This is a genomic window from Borreliella americana, from assembly GCF_032595795.2.
Classification (GTDB): domain Bacteria; phylum Spirochaetota; class Spirochaetia; order Borreliales; family Borreliaceae; genus Borreliella; species Borreliella americana.
Window position 1 is genome coordinate 1 of sequence record NZ_CP132450.1, and the last position, 26396, is coordinate 26396.

General features: G+C 26.2%; 26 protein-coding genes. 14 read left to right on the top strand and 12 right to left on the bottom strand.

Annotation, left to right across the window (positions count from 1 at the left end; genetic code table 11):
- Positions 1-45: 45 nt before the first annotated feature.
- On the top strand, positions 46-324 hold the full coding sequence (locus QIA00_RS04265; RefSeq protein WP_316257681.1) for an acylphosphatase: 279 nt from the start codon (positions 46-48) through the stop codon (positions 322-324).
- On the opposite strand, the gene QIA00_RS04270 is transcribed toward QIA00_RS04265, so the two are convergent.
- The 3 genes from QIA00_RS04270 to celB all read right to left on the bottom strand — a co-directional run bounded on the left by QIA00_RS04270 (position 308) and on the right by celB (position 3795).
- Complete coding sequence (locus QIA00_RS04270; RefSeq protein WP_316257682.1) at positions 308-754, bottom strand: hypothetical protein; 447 nt, start codon at positions 752-754, stop codon at positions 308-310. The genes QIA00_RS04265 and QIA00_RS04270 overlap by 17 nt on opposite strands.
- Before the next feature lie 85 nt (positions 755-839).
- Positions 840-2189, bottom strand: coding sequence for a telomere resolvase ResT (resT, locus tag QIA00_RS04275; protein WP_316257684.1), 1350 nt, complete (start codon positions 2187-2189; stop codon positions 840-842).
- Between the two features lie 283 nt (positions 2190-2472).
- Complete coding sequence (celB, locus tag QIA00_RS04280) at positions 2473-3795, bottom strand: PTS cellobiose transporter subunit IIC (RefSeq protein WP_316257686.1); 1323 nt, start codon at positions 3793-3795, stop codon at positions 2473-2475.
- Between the two features lie 285 nt (positions 3796-4080).
- On the opposite strand from celB, the gene QIA00_RS04285 reads away from it, so the two are divergent.
- From QIA00_RS04285 to QIA00_RS04295, 3 genes are read left to right on the top strand one after another with little or no spacing between them, the layout of a single operon-like run.
- The gene (locus QIA00_RS04285) at positions 4081-4428 is read left to right on the top strand and encodes a PTS sugar transporter subunit IIA (protein WP_231013852.1); all 348 of its coding nucleotides are present in this window, start codon (positions 4081-4083) and stop codon (positions 4426-4428) included.
- 8 nt (positions 4429-4436) lie between these two features.
- Entirely contained in the window at positions 4437-4754 is a 318-nt protein-coding gene (locus QIA00_RS04290; protein ID WP_301427610.1) for a PTS sugar transporter subunit IIB, read from the top strand.
- Between the two features lie 11 nt (positions 4755-4765).
- Positions 4766-5863, top strand: coding sequence for an alpha3-beta1 integrin-binding protein (locus tag QIA00_RS04295; protein WP_316257688.1), 1098 nt, complete (start codon positions 4766-4768; stop codon positions 5861-5863).
- 21 nt (positions 5864-5884) lie between these two features.
- Here QIA00_RS04295 and QIA00_RS04300 read toward each other — a convergent pair whose 3' ends face one another.
- The gene (locus QIA00_RS04300; protein WP_316257689.1) at positions 5885-6514 is read right to left on the bottom strand and encodes a hypothetical protein; all 630 of its coding nucleotides are present in this window, start codon (positions 6512-6514) and stop codon (positions 5885-5887) included.
- A 160-nt stretch (positions 6515-6674) separates the two neighbouring features.
- Between QIA00_RS04300 and QIA00_RS04305 the strand changes: the two genes are divergently transcribed.
- From QIA00_RS04305 to QIA00_RS04325, 5 genes are all read left to right on the top strand, one after another.
- Positions 6675-7712: a hypothetical protein gene (locus QIA00_RS04305; protein WP_316257690.1), complete on the top strand. Its 1038-nt coding sequence runs from the start codon at positions 6675-6677 to the stop codon at positions 7710-7712.
- A 120-nt stretch (positions 7713-7832) separates the two neighbouring features.
- A complete protein-coding gene (locus tag QIA00_RS04310) occupies positions 7833-8729 on the top strand; it encodes a plasmid maintenance protein (protein ID WP_316257691.1) in 897 nt (298 codons plus the stop codon).
- A gap of 29 nt (positions 8730-8758) precedes the next feature.
- Positions 8759-9277, top strand: coding sequence for a DUF226 domain-containing protein (locus QIA00_RS04315; RefSeq protein ID WP_316257692.1), 519 nt, complete (start codon positions 8759-8761; stop codon positions 9275-9277).
- Positions 9253-10014 carry a ParA family protein gene (locus tag QIA00_RS04320; protein WP_316257693.1) on the top strand — a complete coding sequence of 254 codons (762 nt, stop codon included), beginning with the start codon at positions 9253-9255 and terminating at the stop codon, positions 10012-10014. The genes QIA00_RS04315 and QIA00_RS04320 overlap by 25 nt, the downstream gene beginning before the upstream one ends.
- A gap of 67 nt (positions 10015-10081) precedes the next feature.
- Positions 10082-10630, top strand: a complete 549-nt coding sequence (locus tag QIA00_RS04325) for a chromosome replication/partitioning protein (protein WP_316257694.1) — start codon at positions 10082-10084, stop codon at positions 10628-10630.
- Between the two features lie 267 nt (positions 10631-10897).
- Here the strand turns inward: QIA00_RS04325 and QIA00_RS04330 are convergent, their stop codons facing one another.
- On the bottom strand, positions 10898-11395 hold the full coding sequence (locus QIA00_RS04330; protein WP_316257695.1) for an oligopeptide permease-like protein: 498 nt from the start codon (positions 11393-11395) through the stop codon (positions 10898-10900).
- Positions 11396-11970: 575 nt separating this feature from the next.
- Here QIA00_RS04330 and QIA00_RS04335 point away from each other — a divergent pair.
- Positions 11971-13563, top strand: a complete 1593-nt coding sequence (locus QIA00_RS04335) for a peptide ABC transporter substrate-binding protein (protein WP_316257696.1) — start codon at positions 11971-11973, stop codon at positions 13561-13563.
- Positions 13564-13831: 268 nt separating this feature from the next.
- On the opposite strand, the gene guaB is transcribed toward QIA00_RS04335, so the two are convergent.
- Complete coding sequence (guaB, locus tag QIA00_RS04340) at positions 13832-15046, bottom strand: inosine-5'-monophosphate dehydrogenase (RefSeq protein WP_316257670.1); 1215 nt, start codon at positions 15044-15046, stop codon at positions 13832-13834.
- 24 nt (positions 15047-15070) lie between these two features.
- Positions 15071-16606, bottom strand: coding sequence for a glutamine-hydrolyzing GMP synthase (gene guaA, locus QIA00_RS04345; RefSeq protein WP_316257671.1), 1536 nt, complete (start codon positions 16604-16606; stop codon positions 15071-15073).
- A 257-nt stretch (positions 16607-16863) separates the two neighbouring features.
- Here guaA and ospC point away from each other — a divergent pair, with 257 nt between their 5' ends.
- A complete protein-coding gene (gene ospC, locus QIA00_RS04350) occupies positions 16864-17496 on the top strand; it encodes an outer surface protein OspC (RefSeq protein ID WP_316257672.1) in 633 nt (210 codons plus the stop codon).
- A gap of 445 nt (positions 17497-17941) precedes the next feature.
- On the opposite strand, the gene QIA00_RS04355 is transcribed toward ospC, so the two are convergent.
- The 4 genes from QIA00_RS04355 to QIA00_RS04370 form a co-directional block, all read right to left on the bottom strand.
- The gene (locus tag QIA00_RS04355) at positions 17942-19297 is read right to left on the bottom strand and encodes an NCS2 family permease (protein ID WP_316257673.1); all 1356 of its coding nucleotides are present in this window, start codon (positions 19295-19297) and stop codon (positions 17942-17944) included.
- 109 nt (positions 19298-19406) lie between these two features.
- A complete protein-coding gene (locus tag QIA00_RS04360; protein WP_316257674.1) occupies positions 19407-20762 on the bottom strand; it encodes an NCS2 family permease in 1356 nt (451 codons plus the stop codon).
- Between the two features lie 69 nt (positions 20763-20831).
- Positions 20832-21338, bottom strand: coding sequence for a hypothetical protein (locus QIA00_RS04365; RefSeq protein ID WP_316257675.1), 507 nt, complete (start codon positions 21336-21338; stop codon positions 20832-20834).
- Complete coding sequence (locus tag QIA00_RS04370) at positions 21313-21825, bottom strand: hypothetical protein (RefSeq protein ID WP_316257676.1); 513 nt, start codon at positions 21823-21825, stop codon at positions 21313-21315. The genes QIA00_RS04365 and QIA00_RS04370 overlap by 26 nt, the downstream gene beginning before the upstream one ends.
- A 46-nt stretch (positions 21826-21871) precedes the next feature.
- Between QIA00_RS04370 and QIA00_RS04375 the strand changes: the two genes are divergently transcribed.
- Entirely contained in the window at positions 21872-22567 is a 696-nt protein-coding gene (locus tag QIA00_RS04375) for an ImmA/IrrE family metallo-endopeptidase (protein WP_316257677.1), read from the top strand.
- Between the two features lie 9 nt (positions 22568-22576).
- Here QIA00_RS04375 and QIA00_RS04380 read toward each other — a convergent pair whose 3' ends face one another.
- Positions 22577-23131 carry a hypothetical protein gene (locus QIA00_RS04380; RefSeq protein WP_316257678.1) on the bottom strand — a complete coding sequence of 185 codons (555 nt, stop codon included), beginning with the start codon at positions 23129-23131 and terminating at the stop codon, positions 22577-22579.
- A 99-nt stretch (positions 23132-23230) separates the two neighbouring features.
- Here QIA00_RS04380 and QIA00_RS04385 point away from each other — a divergent pair, with 99 nt between their 5' ends.
- On the top strand, positions 23231-24475 hold the full coding sequence (locus QIA00_RS04385; protein ID WP_316257679.1) for an ankyrin repeat domain-containing protein: 1245 nt from the start codon (positions 23231-23233) through the stop codon (positions 24473-24475).
- Positions 24476-24723: 248 nt separating this feature from the next.
- Entirely contained in the window at positions 24724-26352 is a 1629-nt protein-coding gene (locus QIA00_RS04390) for a PTS transporter subunit EIIC (protein ID WP_316257680.1), read from the top strand.
- Positions 26353-26396: the final 44 nt, after the last annotated feature.

Below are 26396 nucleotides of genomic sequence, written 5' to 3' on the forward strand. Positions count from 1 at the left end.
TTAAAAATTTTTCTATTGGATAGATTTTATACAAAGAAGGTAATAATGTATAAACAACAATATTTTATTTCTGGCAAGGTACAGGGTGTTGGTTTTAGATTTTTTACAGAGCAAATAGCAAATAATATGAAACTAAAAGGATTTGTAAAAAATCTAAAAGATGGTAGGGTAGAAATTGTAGCTTTCTTTAATACTAAAGAACAAATGAAAAAATTTGAAAAATTATTAAATGGGAATAAGTATGCAAACATAGAAAACATTGAAAAAATAATTTTAGATGAAAATTATCCTTTTCAATTTAATGATTTTAAAATTTATTATTAGGACTTGCCTCTCGTTTAACAAGGATCTTAACTTTTTTATTTTTTGCTTTAATATTGCGCACATAAGAATTGTTATTCTGAAAGCAATACACGCCAGTTCTAAAAAAATGTTCAACTTTAAATTTCAAAAACTCTAAAGACTTTCTGTTTCTACAAAAAATATTCAAATTGCCATCAGAAAATTTAATATCAAGTCCGTAATTACAATTTGTTTTAAAAAAACTACACGAAATAAATCTACCATTGAAACTACTCCTATTAAAAAGAATAAAATATTTTTTACCTCTTTTAGAATCTTTAAAATAAATTTTAAGCCAATCTCCTGCTGGTTTAACTGAAGACAAAATATCATAAAGATAAGAAATATAAATCGTTCTATTGTCATTAGATTTTAAAATTTTTTTAAAAAAATAATGAGGACCTATTTTCATATAAATTATATAATATCTTATTAATAAAATAATTCCTAATATTCCCCAAATGTATTGATAATGCCTGAAATTTAAAAAACAAAAATTATAGCTTATAATTAAAAATTATTGATAAGTATTCTGTAAGTTTTATATAGTTATAATTGTATCCATATGTGGTTTTAAAGGCTTTTCGAATTTTAACATTCAATCCTCTAACCATTGCCAAAGTTTCTAAATTATCCTTCAACATCAAATTTTTAATTACAATCAACGTTTTAATATAATTATCATCAAATATATGATGTTCTTTTATCAAACTTTCTAAACGATCTATTGTAAGAATAGAATAGGTGGCTTTGCGTCTAACATATGTATAAATTCTTTGATTAAGCAATGTTAATAAGTTGTTATCTGCCTTATCATCTAAATTATCTAAAACATACCGATTATAATGAAAAGCCGTTGTTATGTCGTTTGGCTCGTGTCCTAAAACCTTTGTTATCCAATAATTCATTTCCATGTTTTTGGGCGCAAATGCAAGATAAGAAAATTTACAATAAATAGCCCTACAAAAATAAACAGACTCTTCAGGAGCAAAAATATTATTAAAAATTTGACGAAACAGCCTATTATAACTGTATGCAAGATTTGAAGAAATTATCTCTTTAGTAAGATTCTCGGTCTGCTCCATATAGCGTATTTCTTTTATGGAATTAATTATTAATTCAGGATCTGCAAAAACTGGAAAAACAACTTCATTAATAATATTATTTTCTCGCTTTTTTGCAATAAACTCCATACGAATATGATTTTTATCTGCGATATAAAATTGAGAAAGCTTCATTACTTCAACAGGACGACGTCCTATTGCCATTAAAACTCCATAAAATTTCAATCTAATATCTCGGCTTTGATTTAGTAAAAGCTTAATTATTTCAACATAGGTATTTAAATTAATTTTAACAAATATCTGTTCTTTCCTATAACTATTAATTTTTTCAATTTTATATTTATGAGCATAATCATTTAACCATTTTGGAGTTACAAACAAATCTATAAAATATTGAAAATAAGGCTTCTCATCATTCATTTTATTTAAAAATATTAACTCTTCTATTTTTTTCCGGTCCTTAATTCCTATATTTTTTAATTCTTTTATTTTTTTTGATTTCCAAAAAAATAAAAAAGTATTATCTCTTCTAATCTTTTCAATTACTGAAAGATTAATATATTCTTTAATTATTTTACGAGTCTTTGAAAGATTTAATATTATTGAACGATTTGTGAATTTATCCTTTCTAAAAAGAATGGCTTTGTGATTCTCTGCAAGAATTTTTATTTTTTCTTTTAATTTTGAATATGAAAGCTCATTATTGAGATATTTGTTATATAGAATTTCTAATTCTTTTCTAAATATTTCAAAATCATTTTTTATCTTCACTTTTGGAGGCATATTAATTCAATTATACCAAGTTTAAAATCTTTAGCTAAGTAAAAAATTTCTGATTTTTAAAAAATATGCTTATATATTAAATTAAATTATACAATATGTACTATTATTGCATAATAATGAAACAAAGAGATATTCTATCCACACCAGCCAATCTTTTTGTTAATGTAAAGTACAAAATAATAAAATTTAAATAAATTTTATTATTTTCTAAAAAAGAGCTATTTATAAATAGCTCTCTGATATTTTTATTACAAGCTTTACAATAGCAATTTAAAATAATTTCCTATTCTTTTTCCTGCAAAAGTAGAGCTTTATCATACGCTTTAATAAAGGGTAAATACATAAATACAGAAGTAATCAATAATAATAAAACCAGAACAAATGATTTAATATCAAGCCCTGTAGAAATAAAAGCTGCAATAGGAGCAGGCGTTGTCCATGGAACCAAAGTTCTGACCCTTTCAATAATTCCAAAATTAGTAAGGGTATATGCAACAAGTATATTAAATACAGGAATAAGCAAAAAAGGAATACCTAATATAGGATTTAAAACTATTGGTGCCCCAAACATAATAGGCTCATTAATATTAAAAAGCCCAGGAGCAAATGAAAGCTTACCTATGGCTTTTAGATGTTGAGATTTGCTAAGCATCATAGCAATAGCAAGCCCTAAAGTTGCACCCGCACCACCAATATATATAAATGAATCAAGAAATCCACCCGCTAAAATATGAGGAAGTGGAAGATTATCAGAAAGAGCCCTAATATTAGAATCAAGATTTGACAAAATTATAGGATTAAGCAGAGCAATAATAACATTAGTACCATGAAGACCACAAAACCATAATGTATGAACAATAAAAGAAATTGTTAAAGTCCCAACTAAAGTATCGCTGATTTGCAAAACAGGCCTAAACATATTCATAATTATTTCAGGAAAAAGGCTTCCCACAGAACTTTGAATAGCAATATTAACGCCTTGAGCTACAATTGACAGTACAATAACAGGAATTAAAGCTTCAAAAGATTTTAAAACAGCAGGCGGAACAGACTCTGGAAGTTTAATTGCCATATTTTTTTGAACTAAAAATTTATAAACTTCAACAGAAAAAATAGCAGCAATAATGGCCGTAAATACTCCTTGAGCACTAAAATATCTTGCATCAATTACGGGAAACCATGAATTAGGCTGAACTCCCCATTTAGCAGCATCTCCACCGTAAGGTATCCAATCTGATTGCCCAGCTAAAATTAAAAATGTATAAAGAGATAAAAATCCTCCTGTAATCCCACTAAGTTTATAATGATTAGATAAGTTATAACCAATACCAAAAACAACAAATATAGACATAATACCCATACTTACATAAAATGGCTGTACAAGATTTCCTTTATATTTAGCCATTAAATCAACATACCACTGTTGATATAACAATGTTTGAGAATCTGTAAAGGGCAAATTAACTAAAAGTAAAATAAAAGAACCAACTATTAAAAAAGGCATAGAAAAAGTAAAGCCATCTCTTAAAGCAATTAAATATCTATTTGAACCAATTTTACTAGCAACAGGAACTAAAGTAGTTTCAATAAAATCTTGAAAATTCATGAAAACTATCCTCCAATAAAAACTAATTAAAAGTTATAATTAATAACTTATAATATTTATTATAATATAATTTATCTCTCAATAAAAACTAATTAAAAGTTATAATTAACAACTTATAATATTTGTTGTAATATAGTACAATTAATATTAATGATAATAAAATCCTTATAAGATATATTTATAATAAAATTATTTATTTTAAATATATCTTATAATATAATCTTTATAAGATATATTAAATAATATTAATTATTGCTTTATAAATAAAAGGAGAATATTTTATACATGAATAAAAAAATATATAGCATAGAAGAATTAATAGATAAAATAAGTATGCCTGTTGTAGCTTACTCTGGTGAAGCGAAAAGCTTTCTAAGAGAGGCTTTGGAATATGCCAAAAACAAAGAATATGACAAAGCAGAGCTTACTATACAGGAAAGTAAAAAATCTATTGCAAAGGCCCATGAAGCACATAGAGAAATAATACATCAATCAGCAACTAATCCAAAATCTGTTAAAACACCTTTTATTTTAATTCATGCTGAAGATCATTTAATGTCTGCAATTTCAGAATTAAGCATTTTTGAAGAATTAATCAATGTTTACAAAATAATAAATGAAATAAAAAACTAGGAGGAAATATGAACATACTACTTGTATGTGGAGCGGGAATGTCCACAAGTATGCTGGTACAAAGAATTGAAAAATATGCCAAATCAAAAAACATAAATGCAACAATTGAAGCCATTGCTGAAACACGTCTTGGCGAAGTTGTTGACCGCTTTGACGTTGTTTTGCTTGCACCGCAGTCAAGATTTAATAAAAAAAGACTTGAAGAAATAACAAAACCCAAGGGAATTCCAATCGAAATAATTAACACAATCGATTATGGAACAATGAATGGCGAAAAAGTATTACAACTTGCAATTAATGCATTTAACAATAAAGGTTCTGTTTAAGGAAGGTTAAAATGAAAGAAATTGGAATATCCATATATCCTAATATAAGTCCCAAAAATAAAATTATTGAATATATTGAGAAAAGTGCTCATTTTGGATTTACCCAGGTATTTACCTCTTTGCTCTATATTAACGGAAATGAATTTGACATATTCAAAGAATTACTTAGCATTGCAAATAAAAACGGAATGAAACCTATTATTGATGTAAGTCCTGAAATTTTCAAAGAATTGAAAATCGATATTTCAAATCTTAGAAATTGTTCAAAACTAGATTATTTTAAAAAGCTTGGAGCTTGGGCAATTAGATTAGATAATACATTCACAGGCATTGAAGAATCATTAATGACTTTTAACGACTCCGACCTTAAGATTCAACTTAATATAAGCAATATAAATAAACATATTGATACAATAATGTATTTTAAGCCTAATATAAAAAATCTACTTGGGTGTCATAATTTTTATCCTCACAAATATACAGGACTTTCAAAAAATTTCTTTAAAGAAACAACAAAAATATTCAAACATTATTCAATCCCAACAGCCGCATTTATTAGTTCTAATAATGCAGAAGAATGCGCACGAGGGAAAGAAAAAGAAGGTGTTCCTACACTAGAATCACACAGATCTAAAGATATAGAAACTCAAGCAAAAGATCTTTTCAAAGAAGGAATAGACTCCGTTCTAATTTCTAATTGTTTTCCAAGTGACATAGAACTAAAAAAAGTATCTAAGGTAAACAAGAATATTTTAGAGCTCAAGGCAGACCTAAATCCAAATGCAACTTCAGTAGAAAAAGAAATAATCCTTGAAAATTTACATTTTAATAGAGGAGATATTAATTCCTATAGAATTCGATCAACTATGTCAAGAGTATACTACAACAATAGAGAATTTCCTGTACATTCCCCAAATGAAATTAAAAAAGGTGACATCCTCATAGACTCTTCAGAATACTTGGGCTATGCAGGAGAACTTCAAATCGCACTAAAAGATACCCCCAATAATGGTCTTGTAAACGTAGTTGGCAAAATAGTCAATGACGAAATATTTTTGCTTGAAAAAATAGAACCTTGGGAAAAATTCAAAATAATAGAAAATAAATAAATGCCCTAATAAAAAGTTTATTTATTGTAAAAATTTTTCAATTGCTTTAAGGATATAATAATAAACAGTGATGTAGGACTCTCTTAAATCAAAATTTTTAGAACTATCAAGAAAATACATAAATTCATTGGTAGAAGAATTAAGATCCTCAATATTATTTTTAAGTTCAAAATCCCGATTAATAGCCTTTATATCATCCAAATTAAAAATAATAGTGGCAATATTCTGAATATTATTATTGATGCTATTTTTAAAAGAAATTTTTTTGTAAAAACTATCAATAGTGTTAAATCCAGGTTCATTTGAATTTAAATTAGAAATTGTTACTTTAAATTTACGATCAAAAAAAATACCAAAATCATAGGTTAATGGGCTTGCTTTTTTAGAACTTAAAGCCAATTTCATTATAATATTATGGCTAAATTTATCTAAAATAAAAAAATAAGAATAATAATTAATATCTTTAATAGAATCAAAGTAATTCTTAGTATGAATGCCGGTTTTAAATTTACCATCTCCTAACGATTCATATAAACCAATCTCAATTTTTATTACCTCATCTAAAGGCCTAATAAAAATTGAAGAAACGCTAGTATTACATGAAAACAAAAAAATAATAAAGAGGAAAATAAAATTAAACTTTTTTTTCATCTAAAATTTCTCATTAAATATTACTAAAATATATTATTATTAATGAAAAGCTTACGTAAAAAGTATAACAAATTCTTCAATAATTAAAATCAAAAAGAATATAATTATTGCACTAGAATTAAATTTATACAATTATATAGAATTACTTAAGGAACAAAAAATGAAATACCTTAAAAACATTTCCTTATTTTTGTTAATTTTGGGTTGCAAATCCATCTTAAATGGTAATTTCAATCTACACGATACAAATCATAAATTAGGAAAACTAAAATTTCAAGAAGACTCAATAATAAGCAGAAATTATGATAATAAAATATCTATTGTGGGAGTATACAATCCTTTAACAGAACAAGAAAATTTCAAAGTAAATATTTATATCAAAAAAAAGGGATTACAAATAAATCCTGAAAGCATTTTGATAAATGAAGAAAAAATTAATTATTCAGAATATAAAGCAGAGCTCAAAGTAAAATCTAGCTTTAATAAAAGCATTATTAGCATTTCACTAACCAATTCAAGAGATCTATTAACCCATATTTACGATAAAAGCACAGGAAAATACATTAACATTGACCTTAAGGATAATTGGAATGTATCACATAGCATAAAATTTAATAAAGAATACATTTTGGCATATATAACAGATTTTGATAAAGAAATTAAAATATCTAAAAATATTTTGCAAAAACGTATCGATAATAGAAAAATTGAAATTGAAAAAACAGAGCTTAAAACAGAATATAACGAAATAGAGGATTATTACATCTACAGTATGAAAATTCCAAAATTATTTGAAAAATCAGACACCCCCTCAGAAACTTACGAAACATTTATTATAGCAAATTATTACCCCTGTGAAAATTTAAATATCTTGTTTTTGAATTTAAGCTTATACTCTGATCAATTGCGCTTTCTAAATTCTATTTATGATGAGAATGATAGAAAATTGAAAATTGAGCCTCCTGTGAGAACTTTAAAGAATTCAAAAATAATAAAAGAAACATTAAATATAGTATTAAGTCCTCAAAAAATAATAGAGCTAACAAAAAACATTGAAAAAGATATTACTTTAAAATTAAAATCTTACGGAGAAAAGGGGGAATTCACATTTGAAATATATAAACCGCTTCTTTTAAAATTCTTAAAAGAAGTAGATCATTGCATAAAAAATTTGCAATCAAGTAAGCATAAATTTTAACTTATTAAACCTATACATTTGATTAAAAATTTATTAATAAAACTTTACTTTTTAAAATAAGTGTATTATCATTAATTTTAGTGCTTAATGCAATAAAACGTCAAACGATAGGAGTTTAAAATGTATCAAATAAAAACCAACAAGATGCCTTTTAATAAAGTTGTAGATCGAAGATTGAAAATATTTTGGGTCATTCAAAAACTAAGCGCCAACTACTTCATATCTAAAAAAAAATATTCTCTAAGCAATGTTGTAGCAATGACAAATTCTATATTGGAAAAAAAAGGATTTAAAAAGGTTACTAAAAGAACGATACAAAATGACATAAAAATTTTTGAAACTTTAGGACTAGTTAAAAGTCATTTCAATCCACTTGGGAAAAACAATGGAAGTTTTACTTACTATACCATAAATAAAGTCCTTGAGAAATTAGCTAAAAAAATTATCAGTACAGCATATTTTATTGATAAAAAAACAAAGCACGAAATATCAAAAAATAAGAACATAAAAAAAATTAAAATAATAGAAGAATCTCAAAAGTATAAAATTTCACATCAAATAACTTCACATGTATTAAGTAATAGTAAAAGTAAATATTATAAGAATTCCAAAGACTACTTTAGAAAAAGCAGTCAAAATCTAAAAAAAACTATAAACTTCCTAGAAAAAGAAATAAAAAAAAAATTGACATCAATAAATCTAGAAGAAATAAAAAAAATAACAGAAAACAGAATAACTTATAAAAACTCATTATGGAATTTAAAAGATTTCATAGAAGAACTGTATGAATATGAAGAAAAAAAAATAATAAAATTTTTCAAAAAAATTTTAAAAAAAAAGAAAAAAAAAATATGGTTTATGGCAAAAAAATTTAAAAAAACAGATTTTAATGAACTAATAAAAGAATTTAAAAGAAAAAATAACCTGGAAAACGAAAAACAAATCTATACATCAAATAACATAAAAAATGCTATTGTATTAATGAAAGATCTAATAAAAAAACAAAAATATGATTAAAGAATTACAAAGTAAAGTAAAAAAAACTAATGAAAAATAAAGAAACAAAAAAAAATTTTTTTAATAAAATTGAACGATTAGAAAACAAAATTGTTTATCATACAAAAATATTTAGCATGATAAATAATTTTGAGGCAAAACCAAATAAAGGAAAATTTTGGCTATGCTTAAGAAATGTATTTAACAAAAAAAAATATGAAAGTTTTCATTTATTTGCAGTAAAAGAAAATGATAAATTTTTAGGAATTTTTTACGGTTTTATAAACCTTCCAAAACCATTTGTTATAAATTATTCAGAAAAAGGAACAAAAAAAATCATAAGATTAAAAAAAATATTTTATATGGAATTTAAATTTAAAAAAGGAAGCGTTTTTTGTTATTTAAGAAGCTTATACATATTCACTAAAAATGAAAATAAAAATAAAATTTTTTACAAATCTCTTTTAGAAAGAACTTTAAAAATCGAAAAAGAAGTACATAAATTTTATGGTAAAAAATATGAAAGTAATAAAGGAATATTAAATTGGATAAAAAAAAACCAAAAATAATAACAATTGCATCAATAAAAGGAGGGGTGGGAAAAAGTACAACAGCACTAATGTTCACAAACATACTCTCAAAAAAAAATAACAAAATACTATTAATAGATCTGGATCCACAAGCAAGTAGCACAAGTTTTTATATTAATATCTTAAGAAAAAAAAATCTTAGCCCAAAAAACATTAATATATACAAGATTCTTAAAAAAGAAATAGATATAGAAAATTCGACAATCAAAATAAACAATAATATAGATTTCATAGCAAGCCATATAAACTTGAGCAAATTTAATGAAGAAAGTATCTCATTAAAAGAAAATTTACTTAAAATTTTTTTAAGCTTTATTCAAAACAGATACGACTTTATTATAATGGATACAGCACCTACATTGGGAAGTTTACTCAATAATAGTTTGATCATCACAGATTATTTAATTATACCTTTACCAACAGACCAGTGGGCAATTGAAAGTTTAGATCTAATAACTAGTAGACTTAGTGATCTTTTTATAAAAGATTTACCAATATTTTATTTAATAACCAAATTTATTGAAAGACAAAACATCGATCAAGAACTTAAAAAGTTTATTGAATGTGAATATAAAGGCAAATTTTTGGGAAGTGTTCCTAAAAGAGACAATTTGCGTAAAACTATATTTTACAGAGAAGAATTCAATTCTAATGAGGATTACTACAAAGCTTATGAAAGTATACTCGATAAGTTTTTAAGTATACTTTCAAATTAGTTCCATATGGAACTATTAGTTCCATATGGAACTAATTTGAAAGTATATAATGGAGTAAAAATAAAAAATGAAATTAAATAAAAAAATAGAAATTGTTAAAAGAGTTGAAATCAATGGAAATGAAATAAAAAAAAACAGAAAATCCAGATACTTAAAATTGAAAGAAAAACTAAAAATTTTAATAAAAGAGGAATCTTACAACAAAATTGAAACAGCTCGAATTTTAAAAGAAATTAATGACAATAAGTATTACGTTATAGACAAATATAAAAGTTTTGGCCATTTTATAAAAGATTATAAAATGGCCAAAACTTCTGTTTATAGATATATCAAACTGGCAATAGGAATTGACAGTGGTAAAATTAATTACGAATTAATTTTAAAAAAAGGAATACATTATGCTATACAATTTTTAGAAAATAATGGTATTACAACCAATAAAAGACCCAAAATGAATAAGTCGTTTAAGATAAAAATTGAAGATGAAAGAGTATTTGATTTTTATAAATCAAATACAAATTTTGTAAGTTTCTTACTAAAAGAGCTATATGATAATAATCAAAAATTACTTACAAATATTAAAAATAAATATGACAACTTAAAAGACAGAAAATAATATTCTAAATCCAAAAAGCATTAATACATTCAAAAAAATGTTTCAAAAACACTTTACAAAAAAATAAAATACTATATAATAATCTATATAGATTGAGATGCAATGTCTCGCTCTTGTTGTTTGATTAGAATAATAAGTTGGCTACCATAAGGTAGCCTTTGTCATTTTTCAAATGATTAAAATAAAAATTATATACCTCCTATATTAATTCCATTCCACAATAAAATATTTATTGTAATCCGGAAAAAACAATAAAGATTATAAAAATTAATTTTTATAATCTTTATTTTCAATTGATTCAACCATTACTAGAAAGTCCAAAATTTTATATTTTTTCAAGCTTAAATCTTCCAATCCAATTCTAATTTTAACTTCCTTATTCTTATAAGAAGCATCTTCTTCTTTAATCATCTTTGCCAATAAAGACTTAGACAAAACAAATGAAGAATAATTGATCCAATTGCCAAAAAAATGATTGTTATCTCTTTTGTAACTTACTTTTCCCTCAATTTTCGTTCCATCTGGTAGTAATAAAGGATTCTGTTCTGTTATACTATGGTTTCTAAATTTTGTATATAAAACTATTTTAGTTATTCCTGTTTTATAATTAAAAATACCTTTAAGTTCTGCATTTTTGTTTAAACTTTGGTATATTCTAAATGTTTTTCCAAATTGATCGTGCTCAACGTTTAAGGAAGTGCAAGATATTAATAAAAAAAATACCAACAATTTTAAACATTTTAATTGATTTTGATATAATCCCATATTCCTCTCCTTTGATAAAAAAATATAGACTAATGAACATAATAATATATTTTTTGTTAGATCATTGCAAACAATTTTTAATAAATTAATTTTTATTTCTTTAAATCATTGTTAGGGACTTTTTGGTTACTCCTTTTGTCTAGTATTGCTTTTGCTAGAAATATATAAGAAGATTTTTAATCTCTTTAAAGGTGTTTTTATAGCAATAAAAGTTCTTTACAAGAACTTTTATTGCTATAAAGGAAGCGTTAAATACGAAATTTAATTTAAAATTTAATTCCAATTTTTTAAAATTCAATATTAATTTTTTTTTAATAAAAAATAATAAATCTCAATAAATCTAATTTACAAATAGATAAATAAATTTAAAATTATTTTTTATGTGTATAATAATCGCTGGAAAGTAAACAATAAAAAATTATAAGCTTATATTCTCTTTAATAAAGAATAAATTATAAATACTTTATTTATAGAATAATTTAAGTGCCTTTAATAATGTGAATGTGAAATTATATTTCATATATAATAAAATATAGGCAAAATTTAAATTTATAAAAACTTGTAAGGATGCTTGTATGAAAATATTGATAAAAAAGTTAATAATTGTATTATTTCTCAATTTAATTTTATTTATTTCTTGTGTTAATGAAAGTAATGGAAACAAATTGGTTTTTAAGCTAAATATCGGAAGTGAGCCTGCTACTTTAGATGTTCAATTAATAAACGATACGGTTGGATCAGGGATTGTAAGCCAAATGTTTCTTGGCATTTTAGATGGAGATCCCAGAACTGGAGGATACAGACCCGGACTTGCTAAAAGTTGGGATATTTCTGATGATGGAGTAGTCTATACGTTTCATTTAAGAGATAATCTTGTTTGGAGCGATGGGGTTCCCATTACTGCCGAGGGGATAAGAAAATCTTATCTTAGAATTTTAGATAAAGAAACCGGTTCATCTTTTGTTAACATGATTAAGTCCGTTATAAAAAATGCAGAAGAGTATTTTGACGGTAAAGTAAATGAGTCTGAACTTGGAATTAAAGCTCTTGATGAGAAAACTTTAGAAATAACACTTAAATCCCCAAAGCCGTATTTTCTTGATATGTTGGTACATCAAACATTTATTCCTGTACCAGTGCACGTTATTGAAAAGTATGGGCAAAGGTGGACAGAGCCTGAGAACATGGTTGTTAGTGGTCCTTTCAAATTAAAATCTAGAGTTTTAAATGAAAAGGTTGTTCTTGAAAAGAATAATAAATATTATAACTCCAAAGATGTTGTTCTTGACAGCATTATATTTTTTGTCGCAGACAATAGTATTACAGCTTATAATATGTATTTAAATGATGAATTAGATGCAATTTTTAACAATGTTCCGCCAGATTTGCTTAAGGATCTTAAGCTTAGAGACGATTATTATTCAATAGGAACTAACTCAACCTTTTTTTATTCTTTAAATATAAAAGTAAAGCCACTTGACAATGTTAAAGTTAGAAAGGCGCTGTCTCTTGCTATTGATAGAAAAACTTTAACAGAGAGTGTTCTAAATGATAGTTCTATTCCTACAAGAAGAGCAACTCCAGATTATATTGATTACTCTTATAAAAGCAATCTAAGCTTATTTGATGTAAAAATAGCAAAGAAGCTTTTGGCGGATGCAGGATATCCTAATGGTAATAATTTTCCTTTATTAAAAGTAAAGTACAATACAAATGATCGCCAGAGAAAAATTGCTGAATTTATTCAAAATCAGTGGAATAAAAACTTAAATATTAATGTACAGCTTGAGAATGAAGAATGGTCAACATATATAAATAGTAGGGTAAATGGTAATTATGAAATAATAAGATCAGGATGGTCAGGGGATTATGCTGACCCTATGACGTTCTTAAGCATCTTTCAAACCGAAAACACAGCTTTTTCATCTTATGGATATTCAAATTCTGAATATGATGAACTTTTAATAAAATCAGACAATGAAAGAAATATTTTAAAAAGACAGGAAATTCTAAAAAAAGCAGAAGCAATAATAATCGAAAGAGATTTTCCGGCTGTATTCATTAATATAACTTCTTCTAGTTATCTTTTTAGAAACGACAAGTGGAAAGGTTGGGAGCCAAATGTTTCAGAAAGATTTAATTTATCTGAAATAAAACCAATTAAATAATTTATATTTTATTTTTTTCTAAAAATTAGAAATGAATTCTTAAACTAAGGGTTCATTTCTTTAATTTAATCATTTTAGAGTTTTTATTTTTAAACAGAGTAAGTACTAATATATTAATACTAGAAAAAGCATTGCAAAAATAGATTACATTATTATGTTTTTCATTATTCTTTTCCTACTAAAATTGTTATTTCTTTAAGAGAAAAATGTAACATTTTAATCTTTTAAAGATGATAGGTATTTAATTTGATCAATATTTTTCCTATCTTTATGTTATGTTAAAAACATCGTGAGGATGGGATTCTTTTAATGAAGAATGACTTATTTTTACAAACTTAGAATTTATTTTTAAATCAGATATTGTGGCTGCTCCCAAATAGCCCATTCCAGACATTAACCCTCCTTTTAATTGAGTTAAAATATCTTGTAATTTTCCAGAATACGGCACCATACCCTCAATTCCTTCGGGGACTAATTTTTTAGGTTCGTTGTTTTCTAGTTGAAAATATCTTGATTTAGAGCCTCTTTTCATAGCAGAAATAGAACCCATTCCAACGTAGGATTTGAATTTTTTTCCATTGTAAATTATTTCTTCGGAAGGAGATTCTTTTGTGCCTGCAAAGAGATTGCCTATCATTACGCTATCAGCTCCCGCTGCAATGGCTTTAACAATATCTCCTGAAACCCTAATTCCGCCATCTGCTATAATGCAAATGTTTGTATTTTTACAAACTTCATAAACATCACAGATTGCTGTTATTTGGGGAACTCCAACTCCCGCAACTATTCTTGTTGTGCATATGCTACCCGGGCCTATTCCTACTTTTAAACAATCTGCTCCCGCACTTATTAAATCTAATGCAGCTTCTTTAGTTACTATGTTTCCAGCAATAAGGTCTAAGTTTGGGTACTTATTTTTAATTGTTTTGACAAGTTCTATTATTCTTGTAGAATGTCCGTGGGCAGAGTCTATGACAAGTATATCTACATGTGCCTTTGCAAGTTCTTCAACTCGTTCTATGGTATTAATATCAATGGAAACAGCAGCGCCCACTCTTAGTCTACTATTTAAATCTGTGCACGCATTAGGAAAATCTTCTTTGTCTTCTGCATTTTTGCATACATCGGATTTTTCTATATATTGTTTTGCTGCAAATATTTTTGGGGGTTTTTCGTTTGTATCTTTATTGGTATTAATGATTTTTTGGAATTCACATGTTTTTACTTTTTCTATTTCTTTCCTTTGAGCTTCTATTGACATATTTTTATGTATAATTCCTATTCCACCTTCTTTAGCAATGGCTATTGCCAGCTGGCTTTCTGTAACAGTATCCATTGCTGAGCTTAAAAATGGTATGTTTAGAGATATGTTTTTTGTCAATTGTGTTTTTAAGCTAACCTCATTAGGTAATACAGAGGATTTTCTTGGAATTAAAGACACATCATCAAAAGTTAAAGCTTCTTTTATTATCTTATTTGGCATAAAGTTTCCTTTTTATTGGTTTTGTTATTCCCATTCTATGGTTGATGGCGGCTTAGAAGATATATCATAACAAACTCTATTTATACCTCGAACTTCATTAATTATTCTTGAAGAAACCTTTTTTAAAAAAACATAAGGAAGTTCAGTCCATTCTGCAGTCATGAAGTCTTGGGTATTTACACATCTAATTACAGCTGTGTATTCGTATGTTCTTTGATCTCCCATTACGCCAACCGATTTAACAGGAAGCAATACAACAAATGCTTGTCTTATTTGATAATATAAATCATTTATAAAAAGCTCCTCTGTTAGAATGTTGTCTGCTTCTTGTAAGATATTTATCTTTTCTTGTGTGACTTCTCCAATTATTCTTATAGCTAGTCCTGGGCCTGGAAATGGATGTCTATAAAGAGATTCTTTTTTAATGCCCAGATTTATTCCGATTTGAATTATTTCATCTTTAAAAAATTCGTTCAAAGGTTCTAAAAGTTTTAAACGCATCTTATCTGGGAGTCCCCCCACGTTGTGATGAGACTTAATTTTTGAAGAAGCGCTATCTTTTGATTTAGATTCGATTACGTCAGAATAAATTGTTCCTTGAGCTAAATATTCTATATTTTTATCTTCTAGAGTAATTTTTTCAAAAACATCTACAAATTCTTTTCCTATTATTTTTCTCTTTTCTTCAGGATCACTTATATTTTTTAAATTGTTTAAAAATCTTGCAGAAGCATCAATGTATTTGATATTTAAATCATATTGATGCTTTAAATCTAGTATTTTTTTTTCTTCATTTTTACGCAACAATCCGGTGTTTACAAAAACGCAGATCAAATTTTGTTTTATTGCCTTTTTTATAAGTAATGCACAAACTAAAGAGTCTGTACCACCAGAAAGCCCTAAAATAACTTTTTTGATTCCTACTTTAAACTTAATTTTTTCCACAATGGTTTCTATATTGCCTTCTAATGACCAGTTAATTTGAGCTTGGCAAATTTTAAAAACAAAATTTTTAAGTATTTGATCTCCAAATTCAGAATGAGTTACTTCTGGATGGAATTGTAGACCGTAAATTTTTTGAGTTTCATTTGATATAGAAGCAATACAATTTTTTGTAAAAGCTAATTGTTTAAAATTATCGGGAATCTTTTTAATACTGTCTCCATGACTCATAATAATTTGAAATTTGTTTGGAAGTTCTGAAAATAGAAGAGATTTATCATCTTTCAGAAAGATTTCAGAGCTTCCATATTCTTGATTAGAGTCTTTAGATACTAGGCCTCCAAATAATTTAGCAATTATTTGCATTCCATAACATATGCCCAAAACAGGTATTTTTAATTTAAAAATTTCAATATCCAGGGTAGGAGCTTCTTTTGAATAAACAGAAGCAGGACCCCCGCTTAATATTATTCCCGAGATGTTCATATTTTTAATTTCTTTTAAAGGAGTATAGTAAGGCATTACTTTTGTATAAACGCCAATTTCTCTAATTCTTTTTGCAATTAGTTGACTATATTGGGATCCAAAATCTAATACAAGTATTGCCTGGGCATTCATTATGCAAGTCCTTAAAATAAATTAAAAGTTTTCTTATTAAAGCATATTTCACTTAATTTTAGCATATTTAGCTTTACTTATGTCAATTTTAAAATCAAATTAAGATATTTTTTAATGTTTATTCAATATTTTGAATAAATAATTTTTGAAAAATCTTCAATAAGTATTTATTGAAGAAAAATTGAAAAATTATTGAAAAAATTGAAAAACAAAATTGTTGAACTAATAATTCATAAATAAAAAGGAGGCACAAATTAATGAAAAAGAATACATTAAGTGCAATATTAATGACTTTATTTTTATTTATATCTTGTAACAATTCAGGGAAAGATGGTAATTCTGCATCTAATACTGCTGATGAGTCTGTTAAAGGGCCTAATCTTACAGAAATAAGTAAAAAAATTGCAGATTCTAATGCAGTTGTTCTGGCTGTAAAAGAAGTTGAGGCTTTACTTGCATCTATAGATGAACTTGCTAAAGCTATTGGTAAAAAAATAAAAAACGATGGTAGTTTAGAGGCCGAAGCAAATCGTAACGAGTCATTGGTAGCAGGAGCTTATACAATATCAGCCTTAATCACACAAAAGTTGGGTAAATTGAAAAATTCAGAAGAATTAAAGGAAAAAATTTCAAATGCTAAGGATTGTGCTGAAGCATTTACTAAAAAGCTAAAAGATAATCAGGCGGAGCTTGGCGTGCAGGGTGTTACTGATGAGAATTCAAAAAAAGCTATTTTAAAAACACATGGGGATAAAACTAAGGGCGCTGAAGAACTCGGAAAATTATTCGAATCAGTAGGAAACTTGTCAAAAGCAGCTAAAGAATTGCTAGATAATTCAGTTAAAGAGCTTACAAGTCCTGTTGTGGCAGAAGCTCCAAAAACCCCTTAATTAAAATCAATATTATAAGATTAATTTGTTTTAAAAAAGTAACTGGAAAAATAAAGTCAATATAAGTCAAGAAAGATTTCTTGGCTTTTATTTTTTTATTTTCTAAAAATATTGCTTAAAATACATTTAACTTTAACTTCTTATTTTAAAGAATAAAAATTTATTTCCAATTCGTTAATAAGTTAAATTTAAGTATTATCAATATAAACAAAATTTGGTAGTAATTTTTAGAGAATTCAAATTTTGATTTTTAAAAGCTTAAGCGGACTTAAACGGTTTTTGCAGATTTTAAAGGCAATATAAGTAGTTTTTAGCTGCATGTGATTTGTATAAAGTTTATTGTTAGGAGAAATAATCTTTTGAAGATAAAAGTTTCTTTTTTTAGATTTAGAATTTAATTTTTTGAAATTGCAAATTTTAAATTTTTTTTCTAAATAGCAAATCGTCAATAAATATAAATAAATTTAATAATAAAAACTAGGCACAGTATTATCATTACTGGAGAGATTTTATTTTTTTTATTTTCCAATAAATTAAGTATTATATTTATTAAAACATAAAATATTATTCCAATGCTTATACCTGAAGAGATATTGTATGTTAGGGGAATTAAAAAAAGTATTAAAAAACTGGAAACGTTTTCTCTTATATTAGAGAAATTAATGTTTAATATTTCTCTGCACATTGAAAATCCTACATATATTAGTGCTGCAGCAGTTGCACTAGCAGGAACGGCAATAAATAATGGTGAAAGGAATATTGCAATAAAGAACATTATTCCCGTTACTATTGTTGTAAGTCCGGTTTTACCACCTTCTTCTATTCCTGTGCAACTTTCAATGTATGCGGTTACAGTTGAAACACCCATTATTGCTCCAACAGTAGTAGAAATAGCATCAATTAAAAATATTTTGCCAACATTAGGAATTTTCCCATTTTTGTCTAACATGTTACCTTTTGCTGCCACTGCTATTAAAGTGCCCAAAGTATCAAATAAATCATTAAACAGCAATACCAATACAATTGTAATAAAACTCCAAAAATGTTTGCTTAATATGTAGGAAAAATCTAATTGGTTAAATATTGGTCCAATAGACTCGAATCTTAAAATTCCATCTGGAAAACGTATTCCGGCAGCTACTGCACTTTCTGGACTAATGGTTGCATATATCCATGCTATGGCAGTGACTGAACAAATTGCCCAAAGTATACTTCCCCTTACATTTAATTGTTCAAAAATTACAATAAAAAATAATCCTAAAAATGTAAATAAAACTTTTAAATCAACAAATGATCCAATTCCAACCAATGTAGCATCATTTTTAATAATAATTCCACCATTGACAAAGCCAATAAAAGCAATAAAAAGCCCTATTCCAACCGTAATAGAGTATTTTAAATTTACCGGTATGGAATTTGCAATGCTTTCCCTAGCTCTTGATAAAGAGAGTACAATAAATATTAGCCCCTCGGTAAAAACAGCCGCTAATGCAACTTGCCAAGGAATATTCATTCCAATTACTACAGAAAATGCAAAAAATGCATTAAGGCCCATACCAGGTGCTAGTGATATAGGGGTATTAGTATAAAGCCCCATTAATATACTAGAAAATGCTGATGTTAAGCAAGTTGCAGTAACTAATGCACCAATTGGCATACCTGTGCTAGATAATATTGCCGGATTAACAGCTATTATGTATGCCATGCTCAAAAAGGTGGTAATACCACCGATAATTTCTTTTTTATAATCAATGGTTTTATTTTTAAATTGAAATAATAATGTTTCTTTCGATTGATTCATTACAAATTACTCCTCAAATTTTATTTTATATCAAAAATAAAGCCAGTGCTATTGTTAGTTTTTAATCTATTAATAAAACATCTTGATAAATAAAATTTTATAAAAATTATTAATAGCCATAAATAAATTTAATAATAAAAATTAAGCATAATATTAGCAGTACAGGAGAAATTTTAATCTTTTCTTTACTAAAAAAATTAAATGATATATTTACTAAAATATAAAATGCTGCGCCAACAAAAAATCCTGAAGAAATGCTATAAGTTAAAGGAATCAAAAAAAATATTAAAAAGCTAGAAATATTTTCTCTAATATTAAAGAAATCAATTTTAATTATTTCCCTGCACATTGAAAATCCTACATATATTAGCGCTGCAGCAGTTGCGCTAGCAGGAACAGCAACAAACAGTGGAGCAAAAAAAACTGCAAATAGAAATAATACTCCAGTTATAATTGAGGTAAATCCTGTTTTTCCACCTTCAGCAATTCCTGTAAAACTTTCAATATAAGTAGTAACAGTAGAAACCCCCATTATTGCTCCAAAAGTAGTAGCAATACCATCTACCAATAATATTTTTCTTGCATTGGGAATTTTTCCATTTTTATCCAACATTCCACCTTTTGTTGTAACGCTTATTAAAATGCCCACAGTATCAAATAAATCATTGAACAAGAGAATGAAAACTATTGATGTAAAAGTCCAAAAATGCTCATTTAAAACATAAGAAAAATCTAATTGGTTAAATATTGGTCCAATGGATTCAAATTTTAGAATCCCACTGGGAAGTTGTATTCCAATAGCTTGAGCGTCCTCTAAATTAAATATTGCATATATCCATGCTATGGCAGTGACTGAACAAATTGCCCAAAGTATACTTCCCCTTACATTTAATTGTTCAAAAATTACAATAAAAAATAATCCTAAAAAGGTAAATAAAACTTTCAAGTCAACAAACGAGCTAATTCCAACCAATGTAGCATCATTTTTAATAATAATTCCTCCGTTGACAAAACCAATAAAAGCAATAAAAAGCCCTATTCCAACTGAAATAGAATATTTTAAATTTATTGGAATAGAATTTATAATTTGTTCTCTTACTCTTAAAAAGGATAAGAGAATAAAAATTAGTCCTTCAATAAAAACAGCAGCTAATGCAACTTGCCAGGGAATGTTCATTCCAATTACCACAGAAAATGCAAAAAAAGCATTCAGGCTCATTCCAGAAGCTAATGCCAGGGGCGCATTAGTATAAAGTCCCATTAGGATAGTAGAAAATGCTGCTGTTAAACAGGTTGCAGTAACTAGTGCCCCAATTGGCATGCCTGTGTTAGATAGTATTGCTGGGTTAACAGCTATAATATATGACATACTTAAAAATGTAGTAATGCCTGCTAAAATTTCCTTTTTATAGTTGATATCACTGTTTTTAAATTGAAAAAATAAACCTTTTATATATTTTCCCATAAAACTTTCCTTTTTATTGTTTAAAAATATTTCCAATAATAAATTGATTTTTTAATTTTTTTTAAAGGTCTATTGCACCTTATTAAGCATATTGTTCTGAAAGAAAATATTTTCACTGTCAGGCAAGTTCGAAAATACAATGGTTTTAATAATCTTTTCAGAACTATTTGTAATCACAAATTTTCTAGCTTTAATAAGCTTTAAATAAGCTTTCAAAGAAATATCTTTTCCAACGCTAAAAAAGGTTTGAAGATATTTACCATCAATTAGCTTATGACGATTAAATAGGAATAACGCAATTATATCGTTTTCAACTTTTAAAAATAAAGGTTCTTTGTACCTTAAATTCCAAACATTAGAAATGGTAAAATAATGTCTTAAAGAAATTTTATTATTCTCTTGAATGAACTTAATATATTTAGAATCTTTTTTTAATTCAGGAATACCGTCAAAATAGATTGTAGCACAAGATAAGATTAAAAATATTAAATAAAAAAGTATTAAATCTTTTTTAAAAATTTTTAAGAAAGTCCATAATATGTGAGTTTTTTTATAAAATTTTGTTTTTAAATGCATATTCTAAAGTATTTTTTGTATTCTTGAAATTAACATCAATAAATCTTGGATCATATTGCAAGGTGTCCTTAGTCCAAACCTGAAAAGAATCCTTATTAAATAAAAAGACTAGCTTTTTGTAAGGGGTTAAAGCTTTTGACATAAGAGCAAAATTATCTTTATCAAGATTAATGTATAAAAACTTAAAATTCCCAATACTAACCACCTTAGAAATAGCAATATTTCCAATATATTTATTGTCTTGAATTAACTTCAAATAACCTTTGGTAAAATTTAAAGTTGAATCTAGCATAACATTTAAAAAAACAGTAAACTTATTGCTAGATTTATCTTTTTTAATGTATATTTGACTACCTGGATAAAAATAAAGAAAATAATCTGCTCTTTCAATTTTTTCAAAATTCTTTTCCAAATCTTCAGCAATATTTAAAATCTTACAAGAAGAGCAAATAAAAACCACTAAAATCAAAAAAAAACTATATTTCATAATTAACTTATATTATACAATACAGAAAGGAGAGTGTTTATATTAAATGAATGAAAACAAATTCAGCTCTTATATTGAAAATTCTAAAGTCTATTCGGATTACATAATATCAAAACATAAAATATTGCTTATTCCTGTTCCTATAATAAAAATTGCTATGGAAGAAGATCTTAAAATTTTCGAAATAAGTTTTCAAGATAAGAATAAAGATTTTTCAGGATATATTCAATTAAATGAAAAATCTTTATATATAAATGAAAACATGAGTCTTGAAAATAAAAGATTTACAATAGCAAAACACTTGGGGCATTATTTGATGCATCAAAATCAAATTAAAAATTTATCCAAAAATGAAAACTATTATAATGATATTCAAGACAGTCAAATGGCAACAGAAGCTAACATATTTGCAGCAAACATATTAGTTCCAACAACCACATTAAAATTAAAATTATCTCAATATAAATCTAAAGAATATCCTCAAAAAACAATAGCAAAAGAATTTCAAGTAACTGAAAATATAATTTATTTAAAATTAAGCATACTCAATGATCTTAGCAAAATGGACAAAATAAAAAAGAGTAAAAAATTTTTGAAAATCAAAAACACAAAAGAAAAAATAGAAGCGAACATTTACCTCCACAATACAGATAAAATTAAAGAATCAATAGCTCTTGATTTGGAAAAATATGAACTTAAAAAAAAAGAACGAATTAAAAAAATATTTGAGGATCTAGAATAAAAAACTTTCTCAAATTAAAAACTTTTTGAGTATATATTCCATCTTTACATTGGCCAAGATTAAATAATTTTTACTCTTAATAAGAGAATCTAAGTGGTTTTTTGCAATTACAATCCAATACTTGTTATCCATAAATTTTTTAGTAGTTGGAAAATTTATTTTCAATGAAAAATTTTTCATAATTTTTTGTTTTTCAAGATAAGATAAAACTTCTGCCTTAAAAGATGCCCCTTGGGTCAAGCTATAAGCAATAAGTATTCTATATAATTTTTTATTATAAATAAAAAGATCTTTGATAAAATCAATATTATTATTAAAATTAGATTCATCAACGCAAATATAAGCACTATTATTTTTAGCATCATTCAAGCTTTCAAAATTATATAAATGATGCAAATGTTCATAGTCTTTTATTTTAAAATTTGAAATCTTTAAATCAGGATAATTCATCAAAGATGATAAAACAGTTAAATTTATTTTATCTTTTTCTGGTATCTCTAGCAAAGATACTGTTGAACAACCATAAAACAATAAAAAATAAACGGGTATTAAAAACTTCTTCATTTAATGCCTAATTGTATGCTTTTAGTAAAATAAAGTAAAGTAATAAAAATATAGAAATATTTTGATATAATTTAAAAATAAACTTTAAAAGGATGTAAAATGAGTTATTACGCGCTAAGTAAAATATTTCTATATTCTGGTTACCTTGTTATTGGATTTCTATCTTTTACAATTTTTAATAAAAACTTAAGAAATAAAATCAGAGGGAAATTAAAAAATTTATACTTTTTATATTATTTAACTTTTTTTACTCTTTTTATTATGAGTTCAAATTTATCTTATTACTTCACTGAAAAGCAGTTATTGGAAGATTTTAATATTTTTGAAAAAGAATTTCTTGAAATACATAAAATAAATGAACAATTTTTCCCCAAATACCTTCTAAATTTTCCAGTACCAATAAGAATGGAATTGATGTCAAAATTTGATCCAATATATACAGTGTTTAATGCTAGTTTTGAAAAATATGCTAAAAACATTGGAAAAAGTTCTTATGAAATTCAAACAAATTATAAAAATTATGTTAGAGCAACAAATTCAGAAATTAAAGCAAAACTTGATCAAATAAAAGAAAATATTACTCCTATTTATAATAAATATAAATTACCCATTCTAAATGGAGAAAATACAGAAATAGGTATTGATGAGAATGGGAATATTATTCCCGTTATAAAAAATGCAAACGGACAAATAACAGAATTGCTGTTTTACGATCAAAATTATAATTTAATTCCTTTTAAAAAATTTAAAAGTTATAATGTTAGATTTGATTTAATACCAGAAAATAAAAATATAAACTTCAAGGAACTAATAAACGTTTACTATCTTGATGAAAAAAATATTATCACTCCCATAGAATATTATAAAAATAATATAGACACCAGCCCTTATTACATAGACTTGCAAGAAAATAAAGATGACTTTCTCAAGACAATAAAAATCAAAAAAGAATATAGTTTATACATTGAGAAAAAGAAGCAACTACAAAATTTAACTGAAAATGATAAACTTGATGATTTTAAAGAATTTTTATCAAAAAATAATAATATTTTTTCACTAAATACAATATTTTCCAACGGCAATCCAATATTTACTTATGCTATAAATGTAAAAGCAAAAAGTATTATACATTATTTAATAACAAAAGAATTTAATATTAATTTAACAAATCAAAGTTCTCAAACAGCTCTTCATAATGCTATAATTCAAAAATATGATTTAAATTTTATTAAATCACTTATTGAAAAAGGCGCTAATCCAAATATCAGAGATGGCGATAATAAACTACCTATAGATTACTCCGACAAAACTAGTGAAATTTATAAGTATTTAATAGGAATTTAACTTTACAATGCTCATTGCTGATTAATTACCATTAATAACATTCTAAGCCAAATTGATCCGATTTATTTCTAAATTTAGAAATAAAATAATTTCAATGAAAACAAAGATTACAATCAGCAATTTAATATACTATCATTTATTCAATACTGATATTTACAAGATTAAAAAATCTTGTTAAGATATTAAGCGTATTATTCAAATTAATTATTTTAATTAATTAATTTGCACTTAATAAAAAGGGGAAAATTATGTCAACATCATCAGCATCTATATCTATATTTACAATATTACAAAAAGTAGGAAAAGCCTTCATGCTTCCAATAGCACTTTTACCAGCAGCTGGAATTTTATTGGGAATTGGGGGAGCATTTACTAATGAAACAATGATTCAGGCTTATGGATTAGAAGGGGTCCTTGGAAAAGGAACTGTGGCTAGCTCAATACTTTATCTTATGAAATATACAGGAGAAGTAATTTTTGCGAACCTGCCCTTAATGTTTGCAGCAGCAATTCCAATAGGACTTGCTAAATTAGAAAAAGGAACAGCCGCTTTAGCGGGAGTAGTCGGATTTTTAGTTATGCATCAAACTATAAATGGAATCTTATACATACAAGGAATCACACCAGAAAGCGCAAGCTTAAAAGCACTATTGGAATTAGGAATGCCTGAAACAGTTGCAACAGCAAAAAGCCAGGAATATACAAATGTACTTGGAATATTCTCTCTTCAAATGAGCGTAATGGGAGGGCTGATAGCCGGATTTGTTGCTGTATTTCTTCATAACAGATTCCATAATATTCAATTACCTACATTTTTAGCATTTTTTGGAGGCACAAGATTTGTGCCAATCATAACCACAATGACAATGTTTGTAGTAGGAATATTTTTAACATTTACTTGGCCTTTTATACAAGGCGCAATGACTTCGTTTGGAAGAATTGTAGAACAATCAGGACTTTTTGGAACATTTGCATATGGAGCAATAAAAAGATCTTTAATTCCGTTTGGACTTCACCACATATTTTATTTGCCATTTTGGCAAACAGCTGTTGGGGGAACATTGGAAATAAATGAAGAACTCATATCAGGAGCACAAAATATATTTTTCAAACAACTTGCAGATCCCAATACTGTACACTTTGAAGTTGCAAAAGGAACAAGGTTTTTCAGCGGAGAATTTGTTGTTATGATCTTTGGATTACCTGGGGCTGCACTTGCTATGTACCATACATCAAAACCTGAAAATAAAAACAACGTAGCTTCATTACTACTATCTGCTAGCTTTACATCAATGTTAACAGGAATTACAGAGCCTCTTGAATTTGCATTCCTTTTTGCAGCACCAGCACTTTATTACTTTATATATGTTCCTCTTTTTGGACTAGCATATCTTTTAACACACCTTTTAAACGTAGGAGTTGGACTAACATTTTCTGGAGGATTTATAGATATGTTCTTATTTGGAATACTTCAGGGAAATAGCAAAACAAATTGGATAGCAATTCCCATCTTGGGAATCTTTTACTTTATTGGATTTTACTTTATATTTAAATTTGCAATCATGAAATTCAACCTTAAAACAATAGGAAGAGAAGATGAAGAGATGGAAAAAAGTATGATGAGTTCAGAAAAAACAAGCTTATCAGAAACCGCTTCAAAAGTATTAGAGGGTCTTGGGGGAAAAGATAATATTACATACATTGATGCGTGTGCATCAAGACTAAGAGTTAATCTAAAACAAATAGAATTCATTAAATCAGACGCCTACTTTAAAAATCTGGGTGCTAGCGGTATATTGAAAAAAGGTAATAGTGTTCAAATTGTATTTGGAGGATTGTCCGATAATATAAGAATGGAAATTGACAAGCTTATGTAAAATTTTTAAAAAAAATATAAAAACAGCTAATCCAATAGAAAAAT